The organism is Streptomyces sp. NPDC107562, assembly GCF_055657325.1.
On sequence record NZ_JBVKBE010000001.1, the window covers coordinates 356727 to 372633 of the forward strand.

The following is a 15907-nucleotide window of genomic DNA, read 5'->3' on the forward strand; positions in this document are numbered from 1 at the left end:
ACGCCGCACCATCGCTGCGCCGACGACTTGACCACCATGCTTTGCTCGTCCTTTACCATGGGGCCAGGGTGTCGGCAGTCGACGCCCGCCCGGACCGACAGACCGAAAAGGAGCCAGGGACCCGCAATGGGTGAGCCTCCCAGTACCAGCCGTGCCACGCCCCACCCACACCACGACTGTGAGGGACCGGGGGTGGCACGGTGACCGAGGTCCTGCTGCTCCTGCTGGCCCTCCTCCTCACACTGGCCTGCGCGGTGTTCGTCGCCGCCGAGTTCTCCCTGACCACCGTCGAGCGCGGTGAGCTGGAGCGGGCCGCCGGCGCCGGTGAGCGCGGCGCCGAGGGTGCGCTGAAGGCCGTACGCCGCCTGACGGTCCAGCTGTCCGGAGCCCAGCTCGGCATCACGGTCACCTCCCTGGTGATCGGCATGCTCGCCGAGCCGTCGCTCGCGACGCTGCTGCGCGGGCCGCTGGAGGCCATCGGCCTCGGCGGCGCCGCGTCGCCCGTCGCGACCGTGCTGGGCGTGGTCGTGTCCACCGTGGTGCTGATGGTGATCGGTGAGCTCGTGCCCAAGAACTGGGCGATCTCCCGCCCGCTCGCCGTCGCCAAGGTGGTGGCCGGTCCGCAGCGCGGCTTCACGGCCGCCTTCGGCCCGTTCATCCGCCACCTGAACAACACGGCGAACCGTTTCGTCCGACGGGTCGGCCTGGAGCCCGCCGAGGAGCTGGCCTCCGCCCGCAGCCCCGAGGAGCTGGTCGCGCTCGCCCAGCACTCGGCCGCCGAGGGCGCCCTGGAGGCCGACTCCGCCGAACTCTTCGTACGGACCCTGCACCTGGCCGAGCTGACCGCGGAGAACGTCATGACCCCGCGGGTGGACGTCAAGGCGCTGGAAGCACGGGCCACGGCCCAGGACGCCGCGAACCTCACCCACGCCACCGGACTGTCCCGCTTCCCGGTCTACCGGGGCGGCCTGGACGACGTCATCGGCAGCGTCCACATCCGTGACGTGCTGGCGCTGCCGCCGGAGAAGCGGGCGGTCACACCGGTCACCGACCTGGCCACCGAGCCCCTGCTGGTGCCCGACAGCCTCCCCGCCGACCGGCTCCTGGAGCGGCTGCGCGCGACGCGCACCATGGCCGTGGTGATCGACGAGTACGGCGGCACGGCGGGTGTCGCGACGATGGAGGACATCGTCGAGGAGGTCGTCGGCGAGGTCCGCGACGAGCACGACCCCGTCGAGGTGCCCGACCTGCTGCCCACCCCGCGGACCGTGGACGGCCGCGCGGCCTGGGAGGCGGACGGCTCCGTGCGTCTCGACCAGCTGGCCGGGATAGGACTGACGGCCCCCGAGGGACCGTACGAGACCGTGGCCGGCCTGGTCGCCACGCGCCTCGCGCGCATCCCCGCCAAGGGCGACGTACTGGACCTGGACGACGGCTGGCACCTGGACGTCCTCGACGTCGAGCACCACCGCGCCGATCGCGTCCGCATCCTCGGTCCCGCCCGGGTCGAGGTCCGGACGGCGGCGTCGGAGGAAGCGAGCGGGGAGGTCTCCCGATGACCGTGCTGCAACTCGCCATCGGCGCTCTCACCCTGCTGACCAACGCGTTCTTCGTCGGCGCGGAGTTCGCGCTGATCTCCGTGCGGCGCAGCCAGGTCGAGCCGCACGCGAAGGCCGGGAACACCCGGGCCCGGATGACGATGTGGGCCCTGGAGCACCTCTCCGCCATGATGGCCACCGCCCAGCTCGGCATCACCGTCTCCTCGCTGGTGCTGGGCGCGGTCGCCGAACCGGCCATCGCGCATCTGATGGAGCCGGCCTTCGAGGCCGCCCACGTCCCGCACGGCCTGGTGCACCCGATCGCGTTCGTGATCGCGCTCGGCGTGGCGACCTATCTGCACATGCTGATCGGCGAGATGGTCCCGAAGAACATCGCCCTGGCGGCGCCGGTGCCCACCGCCCTGCTGCTCGGCCCGCCGCTCGTCGCCCTCACCCGCGCCCTGCGCCCGGTGGTGTTCGGCATCAACGCCTTCGCCAACGCCCTGCTGAAACTGCTGCGGGTCGAACCGAAGGACGAGGTCGAGGCGGTCTTCACCGACGACCAGCTGGCCCGCATGGTCGTCGACTCCAGCGAGGCCGGACTGCTCTCCCCGGCGGACGGCGAGCGGCTGCGCGACGCTCTGGAGCTGGGCACCCGCCCGGTGGGCGAGATCCTCGTCCCGGTGCCCCGGATGCGCACGGTCGGCCACACGGTCACGCCGGACGGGCTGGAGCGGGTCGCGGCTCAGGCGGGCTTCTCCCGCTTCCCCGTCACCGGGCCGCACGGCAGCGTGCTGGGCTATCTGCACATCAAGGACACCCTCGGTGTCACCGACCGTGACCGCCCGTTCCCGCGCGAGGCGCTGCACCCGGTCACCCGGGTGCGCATCGACACGCCGCTGGACGACACCCTCACCGCCCTGCGCGCCGACGGCAGCCACCTGGCCGCCGTGACCGGCGAGAAGGGCGCGGTCCTCGGCTTCGTGACGATGGAGGACGTGCTGTCCGAACTGGTCGGCCCGGCGCCGGCCAGGGCCTGACGCGACCGGGCGGCCGTCCACGACGGCCGCCCGGCACGGCGACGACTGCCCCGACGGCTCAGCAGCCGCCGCAGTTGTAGTAGGTGACGTCCCAGTGGTTGCCCTCGTCGGCGTAGACGTTGCCGGAGCCGGACCGCCACTGGAGGGCGCCGTCACCCCGCGGGCCGATGTAGGTGAAGGTGTTCTTGATGTAGTTGCCGACGCACGTGTACTTGCTGTAGTCGAGCTTGTAGCCGTTCCAGTGCGAGTACGTCCCCGAGGCGTGCCCGGTCTCCGTACCGCCGGTGATGTTCAGCGCGCAGCCGCTCGCCTGCTTGAGCGTCTGCGCGCCCTGGGCGCTGGCGAGGTTGAGCTGCGCGAAGGACGTACAGGTCGGGTTGTTGCGGTCGGAGCAGCCTCCGGAGGACGACCAGGTGATGCCGGACTGCCGGAACATCGAGGTCGCGGTGGCGTGACTGATCTTGGTCGCGGCGTGCGCCGGACCCGCGGTGCCGACGACCGCGACGCCGGGGGCGGCGACGAGTGCCAGCGCCGTCAGCACGGATCGGACCTTGAGAGCCTTCATGGGCGGGACGGACTGCATGGGGGAACCTTCCTGCGCGGGGCCATGGATCCGGGTGGGGGGTGGCTGTGCAGGTGGAGCAGACCGCATCGTGCCCGAGGTCTACGCGCGTGCACCAGAGGGCAAAGCGGTACGAACCGTAGGGCTCTGGCGGCGCTTCGGTCACTCGGGCCAGTCGGAGTTCTTGATGACGTCCACGAAGTCGCCGCGGACGAAACCGGGGGAGAAGTGTGCGAGAACGTCCGCCTTGACGTTGCCGAAGGTTGTCTCCGGGCGGTCCTCGATGCCCTCGGTGAAGGCGGCGAGGATCCGGTTCTTGAAGTCCGGTCGGGGATGGGCCGCGACGATCGCCGCGCGCTGCTCCTCGGACACGGTGTGGTAGCCGATGCCGAGGACGTCCAGCTCCACGCCACGGGTGACGAGGGCGACCTCGGGCGCCATGCGCAGGGGGATCTCCGGTGTGGTGTGCAGCGCGACGGCCGCCCAGACCCGGTCGGCGCCCTCGCCGGTGACGCCGTGGGCGTGCAGGAAGCGCCGGGCCTCGTCGGCGCCGTCGATCTCGAAACGCTGGTCGGTGCGGCGGTAGCGCCGGGTCAGGCCCAGGTCGTGGAACATCGCCCCCACGTAGAGCAGCTCCGGGTCGAACGGCAGCCGCTGCCGCAGGCCGCGCAGCGCCCCGAACAGGAACACCCGCCGGGAGTGGTCGAACAGCAGCGGCGGGGCGACGTCCCGCACCAGCTCCGTCGCCTCCCGCGCCAGCGTGCTGTCCGGGATCTCCACGCCCGCGATCGATTCGCTCATGGTGGTCGGCCTCTCTCCGGTCGTTCTTCGCCCCTCGGCGACTCCTTCAGCGTCGTCCGGTGGCCTACCCTGGTGCCATGTCCTTGCTGCCATGGAACCCACAGATCCAGACATGACGCGCGTCGCCTTCCTCGTGTTCGAAGGGGTCACCCTGCTCGACGTCAGCGGTCCGCTGGAGGTGCTCCACCAGGCGCGACGGCTGGGCTGTGCCTACACACCGCTTCTCGTCTCCCCGCGCGGCGGTGACGTCCCGACCGCCTCGGGCCTGGCCCTGGCGGGGACCTCGACGGCGGCCGACGCAGGGCCCGTCGACACGCTCGTGGTCGCCGGAGCCGACCGGCTCGCGGACGAGTCGGCGGGGCACGAGCTGCTGGCGGCGGCGGCGACCCTGGCCGAGCGGGCGTCGCGGGTCGCCTCGGTCTGCAGCGGCGCCTTCGTCCTCGCCGAACTGGGCCTGCTCGACGGGCGCCGGGCGACCACGCACTGGCGGCACGCCCGGACACTGGCCCGCCGCTACCCTCGCGTGCGGGTCGAGCCGGACGCCCTCCACGTCCGCGACGGCCGGTACGTCACCTCCGCCGGCATCAGCGCGGGCATCGACCTGGCCCTCGCGCTGGTCGAGGAGGACCACGGGGCGGACGCGGCCCGGCAGGCCGCGCGCGAACTGGTCGTCTTCATGCAGCGTCCCGGCGGCCAGTCGCAGTTCTCCACGGCACTGTCGACCCCGCCGGCCCGCAGTGGTCCGCTGCGCACGCTGACCGCGTCCGTGCTCGCCGATCCGGCCGGGGACCACAGCCTGCCCGCGATGGCGGCGGCCGCCGCCCTCAGCACCCGTCATCTGACCAGGCTCTTCCGGACCGAACTGAACACCACCCCCGCCCGCTGGGTCGAGCGGGTACGGCTCGACCGCGCGCAGCAACTCCTCCTCGACGGGCACGGCGTCACGGTCGCCGCGCACCGCAGCGGCCTCGGCAGCGACGAGACCCTGCGCCGCGCCTTCGCCCGGCACCTCGGCACGACGCCGACCGACTACCGCAGACGCTTCGCCACGACCCGACCTCAGGACTGACCCGCGCCGCCGGGCCTTCGGCGACGGAGACGGGCGTTCAGGCGGGCGGCCCGGCGCAGGAGGTGGTCGCGTTCGGCGAGGTTCGGTGCCTCATGGGCCGCCTCGGCGTACAGGCGCGCCGCCGTCGTCAGGTCACCGTCGCCGCCAGGAACGGGCGCAGCTCCAGCCACTCGTGGATCGGCCGCCCCCGGCCCCGGGGGGCGGCCGACAGCTCCCCGGCCAGCTCGACGGCGCGCTCGTAGGTGTCGACGTCGATCACCATCCAGCCCGCGATCAAGTCCTTCGTCTCGGCGAACGGGCCGTCGGTCACCCGTGGACGCCCCTCACCGTCGTACCGGACGAACGTCCCCTCGGGCGCGAGCGCCTGGCCGTCGACGAACTCGCCGGACTTCTCGAGCCGGGTCGCGAAGTCCGCCATGTACTGCACGTGCGCCGTGATCTCCTCGGGCGTCCACTGCTCCATGGGCACGTCGTTGACCGCGGCCGGAGCGCCCCGGTAGTGCTTGAGCAGCAGGTACTTGGCCATGGTGGTTCCCCTCGCCGGCGATGCGGCCCATTTTGGCCGCGTTCACCCCGGGGACGGAGCCGGTCGCGAGTTCTCGACATCACTGCTGAAGACATTCTCCGGATCAGGCGACTTTCCCTGTGTCAGGAGAAGTACGACTCCAGCGTGCCGCGGCGCCGCACGTCGAGCGTCGCGCAGTGGAACGAGCCGCCGAACGGCGCGTAGTGCAGCAGGTCGCACGGAATCGGCTCGAAGCCCCACCGCTCCAGCGCCCGCAGCATGTCCGTGTGATGCCGCTCCGCGATCACCCGCTTCTCGTCGACCATGAGCACGTTCATGCTCAGCCACGCGCCGCACATCGACGTGATCCTCAGCAGGCGCTCGTCGATCGGCTGCGGCTCGGGGGCGATCAGGATGTCCCAGGAGCGCAGCACGTCGGGCAGCCGGTCCACGTCGATGTACTCGGGGTTGACCAGTGCCTTGCCGGGCGCGAGCAGCACGAACGTGGTGTCGATGTGCATGGGCGTGCGGCAGCGGCTCTCGATCTCGTGGATGCGGTAGCGGGGCCCGAGATGGCGGCGCAGCCAGTCGATGCCCATCCCGTTGGTGACGTTGCTCCGGGTGACGAACAGGTCCCGTCCCGCCCGCACGAAATCCGCCGCGTCGAACACCGGCTCGAACTCGGTGAGGATGTAGCGCATCGGCTCGCCGGGCTCCGGGATGCGGAAGCCGGGCTCGAACAGTTCGTCGGTCAACTGGGGCTTGGGTGCCGCCGTCCAGCGCGCGCCGCGCCGGAAGTAGTCCTTGAGGAGCGCGCGGTAGGAGTGGGTCTCGAAGTACCGGCAGGGCCATGCCATGGGCGTCTCGATGATCTCGTCGCCGATCACCAGCATGCTGTCGCGCGGACAGGTGTTGCAGAAGCCGCGCGAGGACCAGTCGGGAGTGCCGTAGCGCCGCCGGTGGTCGACGGCGTCCGGACGTCGGACGGTGACGTCGAGCGACTCCAGGAGGGCGATGAACTGATCGAGCTCCTGCTGTGCCCGCTCGATGAGCGCGTCGGGATAGCGGAAACCGGCGGCGAGCCGCTGGAAACGCGCCGCCCAGGGCGGAATGTTGCAGGTCACGACCGGGTGTCCGGAAGGGATCGTCGCGCCGTCCAGGCGCCCGACGACGATCTCCTCCAGCGGATCCCACTCGTTGTGCGAATTGACCGGCCCGGCGAGGGGCTCCTCCGCAGCGATGTCGGTCCTCTGTGCCACCGCCATGCTCAACCGCTTTCGGTCGCGGAATGGTAGTAACTCAATATATCCAATCCGTCACCGAAGGTGAACAGAGGGGCCTCTCAGCCGATCACGGCGGTGGCCTCGACCTCGACCAGATGCTCGGGTACGTCCAGTGCCGCGACGCCGATCAATGTGCCCGGCGGGACCGGCGTGCTCCCGAGCCGCGCGGCCGCCCGGGCCAGGCCCTCCAGGAACAGGGGCATCTTGTCGGGCGTCCAGTCGACGACGTACACGGTCAGCTTCGCCACGTCGTCGAAGGAGGCACCGGCCCCGGCCAGGGCGATGCCGACGTTGAGATAACACCGCTCGACCTGCGCGGCGAGGTCCCCCTCGCCGACGGTGTTCCCGTCGGCGTCCCAGGAGACCTGCCCGGCGACGAAGACGAGCTTCGAGCCGGTCGCGACGGACACCTGCCGGTAGGCGTCGATCTTCGGCAGTCCGTCGGGGTTCATCAGGGTGATGGGCATGCTGCGGCCTCCTCGTCCTCGGAGCGCTGTGCTCTCCGGTGGTTACCCGGAAACCGTAGGAGAGCGTGCGCTGACATGGAAGAACGCACTTTTCGGTGACGGGGGAACCTTTCGGTGACCCAGGACCAGTGAGGACCGTGCGCCGGATCCGGCTGGTGGGGCGCCAGGGCGGGTACCTGGAAGAAAGGAGACGAGTCGACGCATCGATGCGCAAGGCCGGCGGGCCGGGGAAGAAGTTGATGTCGATGATTTCCGACATGGTTCTGGTGCCCACCGACAGCGCGATGCTCCCGGGCGACCTCGTCGTCCCGGCGGCCGCGCACGCGGTGGTGTTGTTCGCGCACGGCAGCGGCAGCTCCCGGCACAGCCCGCGCAACCGCATGGTCGCCGCCGAGCTGCGCGCCGCCGGGATGGGCACCCTGCTCATGGATCTGCTCAGCGAACGGGAGGAGCGGCACGACGCGTTGACGGGCGAGCACCGCTTCGACATCCCGTTCCTGGGCCGCAGGCTGGTCGCCACCATCGACTGGCTGGACACACAGCATGACGCCCGGGGACTTCCGGTCGTCGTCTTCGGCGCCAGCACCGGTGCCGCCGCCGCCCTGGTCGCGGCCGCCGAACGCCCGGACCGGGTGCTCACCGTGGTGTCGCGCGGCGGACGGCCCGACCTGGCGGGCGAGGCGCTGACCGCCGTACGGGCGCCGGTGCTGCTGATCGTCGGAGGTGAGGACCCGGAGGTGCTGCGCCTCAACCGGGAGGCGGCCGGCCGCCTCGCCGCCCCCCACGCCCTGCATGTGGTGCCCGGCGCGGGCCACCTGTTCGCGGAACCCGGGGCCCTGGAGGACGTCGCCGGCACCGCCCGGCACTGGTGCGACGAGCATCTGCGCGCGGGACGGAAACAGCCGCGGGGCGAGTGAGGACGCGCCCCGCACACTCCCGGGGCAGTGCTGTGCCGACCGTCAAGGCAGTGGTGTGCCGCCCGTGACGTTGAGGATCTCCGCGGTGACGAAACTCGCCTCCTGGGAGGCCAGATAGACATACGCCGGAGCCAGCTCGGCCGGCTGGGCCGGGCGTCCCAGCGGGCTCTGCTTGCCGAACTCCACCGTGTCGGGCAGCGTCGCGGGGATCAGCGGCGTCCACACCGGGCCCGGTGCCACCGCGTTGACCCGGATCCCTCGCTCCACCAGCATCTGGGCCAGGCCCTGCGTGAAGGTCACGATCGCGCCCTTGGTCATCGCATAGTCCAGCAGGTGCGGGCTGGGCTTGTACGCCTGGACCGAAGTGGAGTTGATGACGCTGCCGCCCTCCGGAATGTGCGGCACGGCGAACTTCGTCAGCCAGAACATGCCGTACAGGTTGGTGCGCAGGACCCGGTCGAACTGCTCGGTCGTGATCGCCTCGATGCCGTCCGGCTGCGACATCTGGTAGGCCGCGTTGTTCACCAGCACGTCGATCCGGCCGAACTCGGCGACGGCCCGCTCGATGAGCGAGCGGCAGTTCTCCTCCTCACGGATGTCGCAGGCGACGGCGATCGCCTTGCGGCCGGCGTCCTCGACCAGCCGGGCCGTCTCCCGCGCCTCGTTCTCCTCCTCCGGCAGGTGGGTGAACAGCACGTCCGCGCCCTCGCGGGCGAAGGCGAGCGCCACCGCCGGCCGATACCGGAGTCCCCGCCCGTGATGACGGCCCTGCGGTCCGAGAGGCGGCCGGTGCCGCGGTAGGAGTCCTCACCGTGGTCCGGGGGCGGGTCCATCGGGCCGGTCCAGCCCGGGTGGGGTTGATCCTGGGCCGGGAAGTCCGGCGTGGGGTGCTGCGTCACCGGGTTCCGGCGGGCGTGCTGCGGATCGGTCACGTCGGCCTCCTGTCTCTTCGGCGGGTCGGACGTGCGCACGAGTGCCACCCGCCCCCGCACGGCAAACCCGATCCGGCCGACCGGTCGGTCGGCCGTCGGTGCCCGCGGTGACCTCGACGGCGTCCGGCGCGGCCGCCCCTGACGTCGTGCCGTCAGGTCGGCAGCGTCGCCAGCCAGTCGATCAGCAGGGCGTTGACCTCCTGCGGACGTTCCTGCTGGATCCAGTGGCCGCAGCCCTCAAGGACGTGTGAGGCGACCAGGCCGGGCAGCGTCGTCGGACTGGCCTCGATCGCGTCGGCGAGCCAGGTGGTGGAGGCGTCCTGGGCGCCGCCCACGAACAGCGAGGGCTGTGTGAGCGGGGCGCCGTCGTACTCGGCGAGATCCTCCCAGTCACGGTCCATGCTGCGGTAGCGGGCCAGCGCCCCCGTCATGCCGGTCCGCTCGAACTCCTCGGCGTAGAAGTCCAGATCGCGCTCCGTCAGCCAGGACGGCAGCCGGCCCGCCGGGAACCGGTCGCGCAGGCGGCCGCCGCGGCTGAGGAAGTGCGGGTCCGGCGCGCCGGGCGCGGGCATGGTCTCGGCGGACAGGGCGGCGTAGATGCCCGCGAGCCAGCCGCGCACATCCGGTTCGATCTCCGCCTCCGCGCGGCCGGGCTGCTGGAAGTAGGAGACGTAGAACTCCTCCTCCGGGCCGCCGAGCCGGGCGAAGACCTCGCTGGGCCGGGGACCGCCGCGCGGGGTGTAGGGCACGCTGAGCAGTCCGACCGCGCGGAAGACCTCGGGGCGCAGCAACGCCGAGTTCGCGGCGATGGCGGAGCCCCAGTCGTGCCCGACGACCACCGCGGTCCGCTCGCCCAGGGCCCGCACGACCGCGGCGTTGTCCTCCACCAGGTGGCGCATCCCGTAGGCGTCCACCGCGTCGGGCCGTGAGGAGCGCCCGTAGCCGCGGACGTCCACGGCGACCGCGCGGTAGCCGGCCGCGGCCAGGGCGGGCAACTGGTGTCGCCATGAGTACCACGACTCCGGGAAGCCGTGTACGAGCAGGACCAGCGGACCGCTGCCCTGCTCCACGAGATGGATCCGGCCGGCGGGGGAGGGCAGCAGGCGATGGGTGGGACCGGTGGCGTTCGTCTCGGACATGGATCCTCCCGGGGGAGCCGATGGGACGGCCGGTGTCGCTGCTGCGCGCTCCGGCCGAAGGGGTCGCACAGTGATCCTTCTGGCGCGGTCCCGCCGGGCGCGAGCCCGGTTGCCGTTTCGGCAACAACGTGCACGTCGGAACTTCGAGGAAAGGTGGCTACATGGCAGTGCAGCACCCTGCCGACCGTGGCGGTGGCAAGCGTGGACGGTTCGAACGATTCGCCGAGGCGGCCTCGTTGTTCACCAGTTCGCCGTCCTTCTTCGTCCTGTGCCTGGCGGTCGTCGCAGGAATGGTCGTCACCCATCTGTCGAGCGTCGCGCTGGAGTGGAAGGTCTTCGCCGGCGAGTGCATGACGGCGGTGACCCTGCTGCTGCTCGCGCTGCTGAAGAACTCCGAGCAACGCGCGGAGCGAGCGATCCAGCGCAAGCTGGACGCCCTCGCCACCGCCCTCATCGAGTCCAACCTCGGTGACAACGAGAAGGCGTTCGAGGACCTGAAGGCGGCGATCCGGATGGAGGAGGAGACGTGAGTCGCCGGCCGTGACGCAGACCGCCGCCCCGGCGTGGAGAGAGCCGGGGCGGCGGGAACGGGCGCACGGCGCCGATCAGGTGCGGTAGGCGTAGTACGCGGCGTTCGGGTACGACGCGATGATGCTCGCCACCGACCGGCGGTAGGTGTTGGTCGAGTGGTACGTCAGGTACGGCACACCCTGGGCGCTGCGGTACGTGACGATCATCGTGTGGTCCTTGGACCCGTCCTTGTCGAAGTCGACCTGGAGCACGTCGCCGACGTCCATCTGGTAGACGTTGGCGAGGCTGGTCACGCGCTGGGAGTTCTGCGCGAACCAGGACCACTCGTTGACGCCGACGAACGAGTGCGACTGGATGTCGGCGGTGCCGAACCACCGGGTGTAGTCGTACACGTAGCCGGGCACGTGCTTCCAGCCGCCCGCCTTCAGGGACTGGCTGACGAAGTTGGTGCAGTCACCGCCCGCGCCCTGCCCGTTGAAGTTCGGGTAGGCCGGGTTGTAGTTGCTCCAGTACTTCTCCGCGTAGGCGGCCATCGCCTTGTAGTCGTAGCCGCTCGCGGTGAAGTTCTTCGGCTTGGACGGCGCGGGGCGCGTGGTGGCCGCGCGCGGGGCCGACGGCGTCGTGTTGCCCGCCTTGGCCTTGGTGGTGGCCGCGACGCTCGGCGTGGCCGTCTGGTTGATCGCGAGACCGCCGTCGTCGGACTCACGGACACCCGTCAGCCGCCAGTCGCCGTCCCGGTCCGCCTTGAAGGTCAGCCGGTGGTGCGCCTGGAACCCGGTCGTCCGCGGCTCGTCACCGCGCACCTTCTCATACGTCAGCGTCGTGGTCTCGGTGACCTCGACGACGGCGTTGCGGCCCTTGACGCTGGTCCGGTTCAGGGTGACGGACGTGTTCGCCGCGCTGTACTTCTCGCCGAGCCGGGCGAGCCCGTCCTTGCGGTCGCCGAGCTCGTCGACGGCCTCGTCCTCGGTGCGGGCGGTCCCGGTGGACATCGCGACGTCACCGGAGAAGCTGTCGACCAGAGGCTTCTTGCCCTTGGCGGGAATGTCGACCAGAGCGTTGGTGCGGTCGGTGAAGACCGCGTCGGCCAGCCGCTGGAAGGTGGCCTTGGTCCTGGCGTCCACCTCGGGTTCGGCCGGGGCGGACGCGCCCGCGGTCCAGTTGGGCAGCAGCGCGGCGCCCGCGGCGACCGAGGCCGCGGCCGCCGTGAGTATCGACGCGCGACGCCGCGTACGGCTCAATTTCCTTGACTTCACTGAAGTTCCCCTCTTCCCCCGGCGGAGGTATGCCGAGGTAGCGGCATCCTTGCATGGCGTGTGTGGCCGGTGTGAAGGGGGTTGCACCCCTGACGGGGCGGGAGTTATCGGACCGTCATCGCCGCCCGGCGCCCCGGGCGGCGGCGCTCACTGCACGACCGTGGACCAGTCCGGGGACTGCGCCGGGTCCAGGCTGCGCAGCCGCTCCAGCGTGGCGGGCTTCTGCACGTCCATCCAGTCCGCGAGCTCCTTGAAGGAGACGCACTTGACGTCCTTCTTGGTGCAGACCGTCTTGATGACCTCGTCGACGGCGTCCATGTAGATGCCGCCGTTCCACTCCTCGAAGTGGTTGCCGATGATCAGCGGAGCCCGGCTGCCGAAGTAGACGCGGTTGAAGCCGGCCATGTAGGCGTCGACGGTCTCCTGCCGCCACTGCGGATACTTGGCCGGATCGCCGTCGGTCTCCCCGTCGGACTGGTTGTAGAGGAAGTTGAAGTCCATGGAGAGGCCCTGGTACTTGCCGCCCTCGTACGGGAGCATCTGCAGCGGGAAGTCCCAGATGCCGTTCTTCTTCGTCGGCCAGATCTGGAAGTCGCCGGCCGAGCTGGCGTCGTAGCGCCAGCCGTAGTCCTTGGCCGCCTTCAGCAGGTTCTCCTGGCCCTCCAGGCAGGGGGCGCGACCGCCGGTGACGGCCTTCTTGATGTCGAAGGGCAGCGGGTCGAGGTCCGTGTAGCCCGTGTTGGTCTTCCACTTCTCGACAAAGGCGAAGAACTGGTCGATCTCGCTCTTCCACTCCGCGACACTCCAGTCGCCGCCGCCCTGCGGGCCGCAGAAGTGGCCGTTGAAGTGGGTGCCGATCTCGTTGCCGTCCTCCCAGGCGCCGCCGAGCTGCTCCAGCGTGGTGCGTATGTGCTCGTCGGTGGGGAAGCTGATCGCCGCGGTCCCCTTGTCGTGCTGCGGCGGGGAGTAGAGGTCCTTCTTGCCCTTGGGCACCAGGTAGATCCCCGTGAGGAAGAAGGTCATGTGGGCGTCGTATTCCCGGGCCATCTCCCGGTAGTGGGAGAAGAGCTCGTCGTCGCCCTGGAGGGCGCCGTCCCAGGAGAACACCACGAACTGGGGCGGCTTCTGGCCGGGCTTGAGCGGCACCGGCTTCAACTGGTTCTTCTGCGGGCCGGTGAAGGACGTCGAGCCGTCGCCGAGCACCTTGGTCCTGCCGTCCCACGGCTCCTCGGTGGCCCGCGAGTCCCCGTCCTGCCGGTTCTCGTCCTTGGCCGAGGCGGTCGCGGTGGTGTTGCCGGTGCGCGAGAGCACCAGGTATCCGCCGACCAGCGAGGTCACGACGAGGAACGCCGCCAGGGTGATGAAACCCGGGCGGGCGGCGGGACGGCGGGTTTCGCGGGCCTTGCGGCGGCGGCCCGACGGCTGTTTCATCTTGCGGCTCAATCTCTCGGGGACAGGGGCTGGGGCGGTGCCGGTCGCGCCGGGGGTCAGTCGAGCGGACTCATGGCACGTGACCAGATGCCGTACGGGACACTCTCGGTTGCGGTTTCCGTCCCGTCCAGGCCCTGGAGCGGCAGCGGTTCGAGGCTTTTCTTCAGATCGATGCGGTAGACGACGACCGCCATGGCCACCTTCTTGGCGCTCCCCACGTACCAGGCGGCGGTGTCGTCCTCGGTCGTGCCCACCTTCCCGGCGATTTCCGCCTCGGCGGGAGCGGCGTCCGGGTGGGCGAGACGGAAGGCGTCGGTGAGGGCCGACTGGACCTCGCGGGCGGTGTCGGCGCCCATCGCGCGGCGGTTCGGCGCCGCGGCGAGGGCGACCTTGTCGCCGTTGTGGGTGATCCTGCGCACCGAGTAGGGCTCGGTGTGCATGCCGTCGGCGAGGAACGTGGCATAGCCACTGGCCATGCGGATCGCGCTGGGCGTGGAGCTGCCGGTGGACAGGGTGGGCACCTGGGCGCCGATGCTGGAGGACAGCAGCCCGGAGGCCTCGGCGGTGGAGCGCACCTTCTCCAGACCGGTGTCCATGCCGAGCTGCATGAAGGGGGTGTTGACGGACTGCGCGAGCGCCTGGTGCAGGGAGATCTGCCCGTAGGACCTGCCGTCGTCGTTGCGGGCGGCGACCTTGCGGCCGCTGCGGTCCCAGTACGGCCCCTCCGGCGTCGTGACCGGCACCTCGTTGTCGCCGTTGTAGAGGGACTCCCCGGTCACCTCGGTGATCTCGCCGTCGCGGGACTTGCGCACGCCGTGCTCCAGACCGGCGGCGTAGACGAACGGCAGGAAGGCCGAACCGGCGGGCACGGTGGTGGCGTTGGACTCGTTGTACCCCTGCGTACGGTGGTCGGGTCCGCCGTATACGGCGAGTATCCGGCCGTCCGAGGCGATGGAGGCCGCGCCGTAGTGGGCGGTCCCGGCAAGCTTCGGGTGCTCCTCCTTCGCCTGCTTGCGGGCCTTGGTGACGGCATCGGTCAGCTGCTTCTCGCGGTGCTTCTCGAAGGTCGTGTAGATCTGGTAGCCGCCGAGGTCGAAGTCCTTGTCGGAGATGCGCGCGGTCTTCTTGGCGTACTGCGAGGCCAGTTCGACCAGGTAGTCGCTCTGCTCACCGGTGTCGTAGAGCGGGTTGCTCTTCAGCGGCTCGGGGAACGTCCGGTACTTGGCGCGCTCCTGCGGCGACAGCTTGCCGATCGCCACCATGCGGTCGAGGATCCACGACCAGCGTTCCACGGCCCGGTCGTGGTTGGCCTTGCTGAGCGTCGGGTCGTACAGGCCGGCGCCCTTGAGCAGGGAGGACAGGAAGGCCGCCTCACTGGCGTCGAGCTCGCTGACGTCCTTGCCGTAGTAGGCCTGGGAGGCGCGCTGGATGCCGTAGGTGCCGCGGCCGAACCAGCTGGTGTTGAGATAGCTCTCCAGGATCTGGTCCTTGCTCATCCGGTTGTCCAGCTTGAGGGCGATCATCGCCTCTGTGAACTTGCGGGTGAGCGTCTGGTCCTGGTTGAGGTAGACGTTCTTGACGTACTGCTGGGTGATGGTCGAGCCGCCCTGGGTGTCGCCCCGGCCGAGGGTGCGGAACAGGGCGCGGGTGATGCCCTTGAAGGAGATGCCCGGGTCGCTGTAGAAGCTCTCGTTCTCGGCGGCCAGCACCGCCCAGCGGACGTCCTCGGGGACGTCCTTGAGAGGCATCGCCTGCCGCTGCACCCATCCGGTGCGGGCCATCGGGGTGCCGTCGGCCCAGAAGTACACGTTGTCCTGCTGGGTGGCGTACGTGTTGAGGTTGTCCGGGATGTCGGTGGCGGCGTAGGCGACGACGAGGAACAGCGTGCTCAGGCCGAGCGAGGCGAGGAGGCCGCCGACGGACTGGCGCCAGGAGGGGATCCAGCGACGCCACCCTTCACGGCCCGGCCGGGGGTACAGCGGACGCATGCGGCGGGCGTAGGGGGCGAGGCGGGCGGCGAGCGGGCCGAGCCGGGCGGCCAGGAAGCCGAGCACGACGGCGAGCCGGGGGCCGAGGACCGCGGTGACGCGGGCGGCGGGGGAGGGGCGGGGCGCTTTGCGACGGCGACGGTTGGCCTTGGCGGAGGGGCCGGACGTGCCCGCAGTGCCGGAGGCCGCGGAGGCGGTGTCGGGATCGTCGGATATCTCGTCGTCGTCGGATATCTCGTCGGTCGTACCGGAAGTCCGCGACTTGTCCGAAGTCGCGGACATGTCGGACCCGTCGGGTATTCCGCCTTCGGGTACGCGCAGTTGCATGGTCTCGTCCGCGGCGGGCCGCGGCGGAGGCGGGACCTTCAACTGCATGGTGACGTCAGGCTCCAGAGGCTCCTCGTCGCCAGCCTGATCGCGTCCCCCCTGCCCTCCCTGGGCCACGACT

The 15907-nt window shown here is 70.7% G+C and carries 14 protein-coding genes and 2 pseudogenes; 5 read left to right on the plus strand and 11 right to left on the minus strand.

Translation table 11 applies throughout. From position 1 onward, the window contains the following. Positions 1-200 precede the first annotated feature (200 nt). Positions 201-1559, plus strand: coding sequence for a hemolysin family protein (locus ACZ7LV_RS01730; RefSeq protein ID WP_471934803.1), 1359 nt, complete (start codon positions 201-203; stop codon positions 1557-1559). Continuing rightward, on the plus strand, positions 1556-2578 hold the full coding sequence (locus ACZ7LV_RS01735) for a hemolysin family protein (RefSeq protein ID WP_471934804.1): 1023 nt from the start codon (positions 1556-1558) through the stop codon (positions 2576-2578). Before ACZ7LV_RS01730 ends, ACZ7LV_RS01735 begins: the two co-directional genes overlap by 4 nt. Positions 2579-2636: 58 nt before the next feature. Here the strand turns inward: ACZ7LV_RS01735 and ACZ7LV_RS01740 are convergent, their stop codons facing one another. Further along, the gene (locus ACZ7LV_RS01740; protein ID WP_471936045.1) at positions 2637-3143 is read right to left on the minus strand and encodes a hypothetical protein; all 507 of its coding nucleotides are present in this window, start codon (positions 3141-3143) and stop codon (positions 2637-2639) included. Between the two features lie 159 nt (positions 3144-3302). Beyond that, complete coding sequence (locus ACZ7LV_RS01745) at positions 3303-3941, minus strand: HD domain-containing protein (protein ID WP_471934805.1); 639 nt, start codon at positions 3939-3941, stop codon at positions 3303-3305. Between the two features lie 112 nt (positions 3942-4053). On the opposite strand from ACZ7LV_RS01745, the gene ACZ7LV_RS01750 reads away from it, so the two are divergent. Next, positions 4054-5010 carry a GlxA family transcriptional regulator gene (locus tag ACZ7LV_RS01750; protein WP_471934806.1) on the plus strand — a complete coding sequence of 319 codons (957 nt, stop codon included), beginning with the start codon at positions 4054-4056 and terminating at the stop codon, positions 5008-5010. On the opposite strand, the pseudogene ACZ7LV_RS01755 reads toward ACZ7LV_RS01750, so the two are convergent. The 4 genes and pseudogenes from ACZ7LV_RS01755 to ACZ7LV_RS01770 form a co-directional block, all read right to left on the minus strand. Further along, positions 5001-5222 (minus strand): annotated as a pseudogene (locus ACZ7LV_RS01755) (hypothetical protein); the annotation flags it as partial. The gene ACZ7LV_RS01750 and the pseudogene ACZ7LV_RS01755 overlap by 10 nt on opposite strands. Next, positions 5138-5536 (minus strand): YciI family protein, encoded by a 399-nt coding sequence (locus ACZ7LV_RS01760; RefSeq protein ID WP_471934807.1) that lies wholly within the window; start codon positions 5534-5536, stop codon positions 5138-5140. The pseudogene ACZ7LV_RS01755 and the gene ACZ7LV_RS01760, both read right to left, overlap by 85 nt. A gap of 122 nt (positions 5537-5658) precedes the next feature. Next, positions 5659-6780, minus strand: coding sequence for an amidinotransferase (locus ACZ7LV_RS01765; RefSeq protein ID WP_471934808.1), 1122 nt, complete (start codon positions 6778-6780; stop codon positions 5659-5661). Positions 6781-6857: 77 nt separating this feature from the next. Further along, complete coding sequence (locus tag ACZ7LV_RS01770; protein WP_471934809.1) at positions 6858-7265, minus strand: RidA family protein; 408 nt, start codon at positions 7263-7265, stop codon at positions 6858-6860. A gap of 245 nt (positions 7266-7510) precedes the next feature. Between ACZ7LV_RS01770 and ACZ7LV_RS01775 the strand changes: the two genes are divergently transcribed. After that, the gene (locus ACZ7LV_RS01775) at positions 7511-8182 is read left to right on the plus strand and encodes a dienelactone hydrolase family protein (protein ID WP_471936048.1); all 672 of its coding nucleotides are present in this window, start codon (positions 7511-7513) and stop codon (positions 8180-8182) included. A 42-nt stretch (positions 8183-8224) separates the two neighbouring features. On the opposite strand, the pseudogene ACZ7LV_RS01780 reads toward ACZ7LV_RS01775, so the two are convergent. Both ACZ7LV_RS01780 and ACZ7LV_RS01785 read right to left on the minus strand, forming a co-directional pair. After that, a pseudogene (locus ACZ7LV_RS01780) lies at positions 8225-9114 on the minus strand (SDR family oxidoreductase). 152 nt (positions 9115-9266) lie between these two features. Continuing rightward, positions 9267-10253 carry an alpha/beta fold hydrolase gene (locus ACZ7LV_RS01785; protein WP_471934810.1) on the minus strand — a complete coding sequence of 329 codons (987 nt, stop codon included), beginning with the start codon at positions 10251-10253 and terminating at the stop codon, positions 9267-9269. Positions 10254-10414: 161 nt separating this feature from the next. Here ACZ7LV_RS01785 and ACZ7LV_RS01790 point away from each other — a divergent pair, with 161 nt between their 5' ends. After that, positions 10415-10783 carry a low affinity iron permease family protein gene (locus tag ACZ7LV_RS01790; RefSeq protein ID WP_471934811.1) on the plus strand — a complete coding sequence of 123 codons (369 nt, stop codon included), beginning with the start codon at positions 10415-10417 and terminating at the stop codon, positions 10781-10783. A gap of 75 nt (positions 10784-10858) precedes the next feature. Here ACZ7LV_RS01790 and ACZ7LV_RS01795 read toward each other — a convergent pair whose 3' ends face one another. The 3 genes from ACZ7LV_RS01795 to ACZ7LV_RS01805 form a co-directional block, all read right to left on the minus strand. Next, entirely contained in the window at positions 10859-12040 is a 1182-nt protein-coding gene (locus ACZ7LV_RS01795) for an amidase domain-containing protein (RefSeq protein ID WP_471934812.1), read from the minus strand. 147 nt (positions 12041-12187) lie between these two features. Then, positions 12188-13471 carry a polysaccharide deacetylase family protein gene (locus ACZ7LV_RS01800; RefSeq protein ID WP_471934813.1) on the minus strand — a complete coding sequence of 428 codons (1284 nt, stop codon included), beginning with the start codon at positions 13469-13471 and terminating at the stop codon, positions 12188-12190. Positions 13472-13527: 56 nt separating this feature from the next. Further along, a complete protein-coding gene (locus ACZ7LV_RS01805; RefSeq protein ID WP_471934814.1) occupies positions 13528-15741 on the minus strand; it encodes a transglycosylase domain-containing protein in 2214 nt (737 codons plus the stop codon). Positions 15742-15907 lie beyond the last annotated feature (166 nt).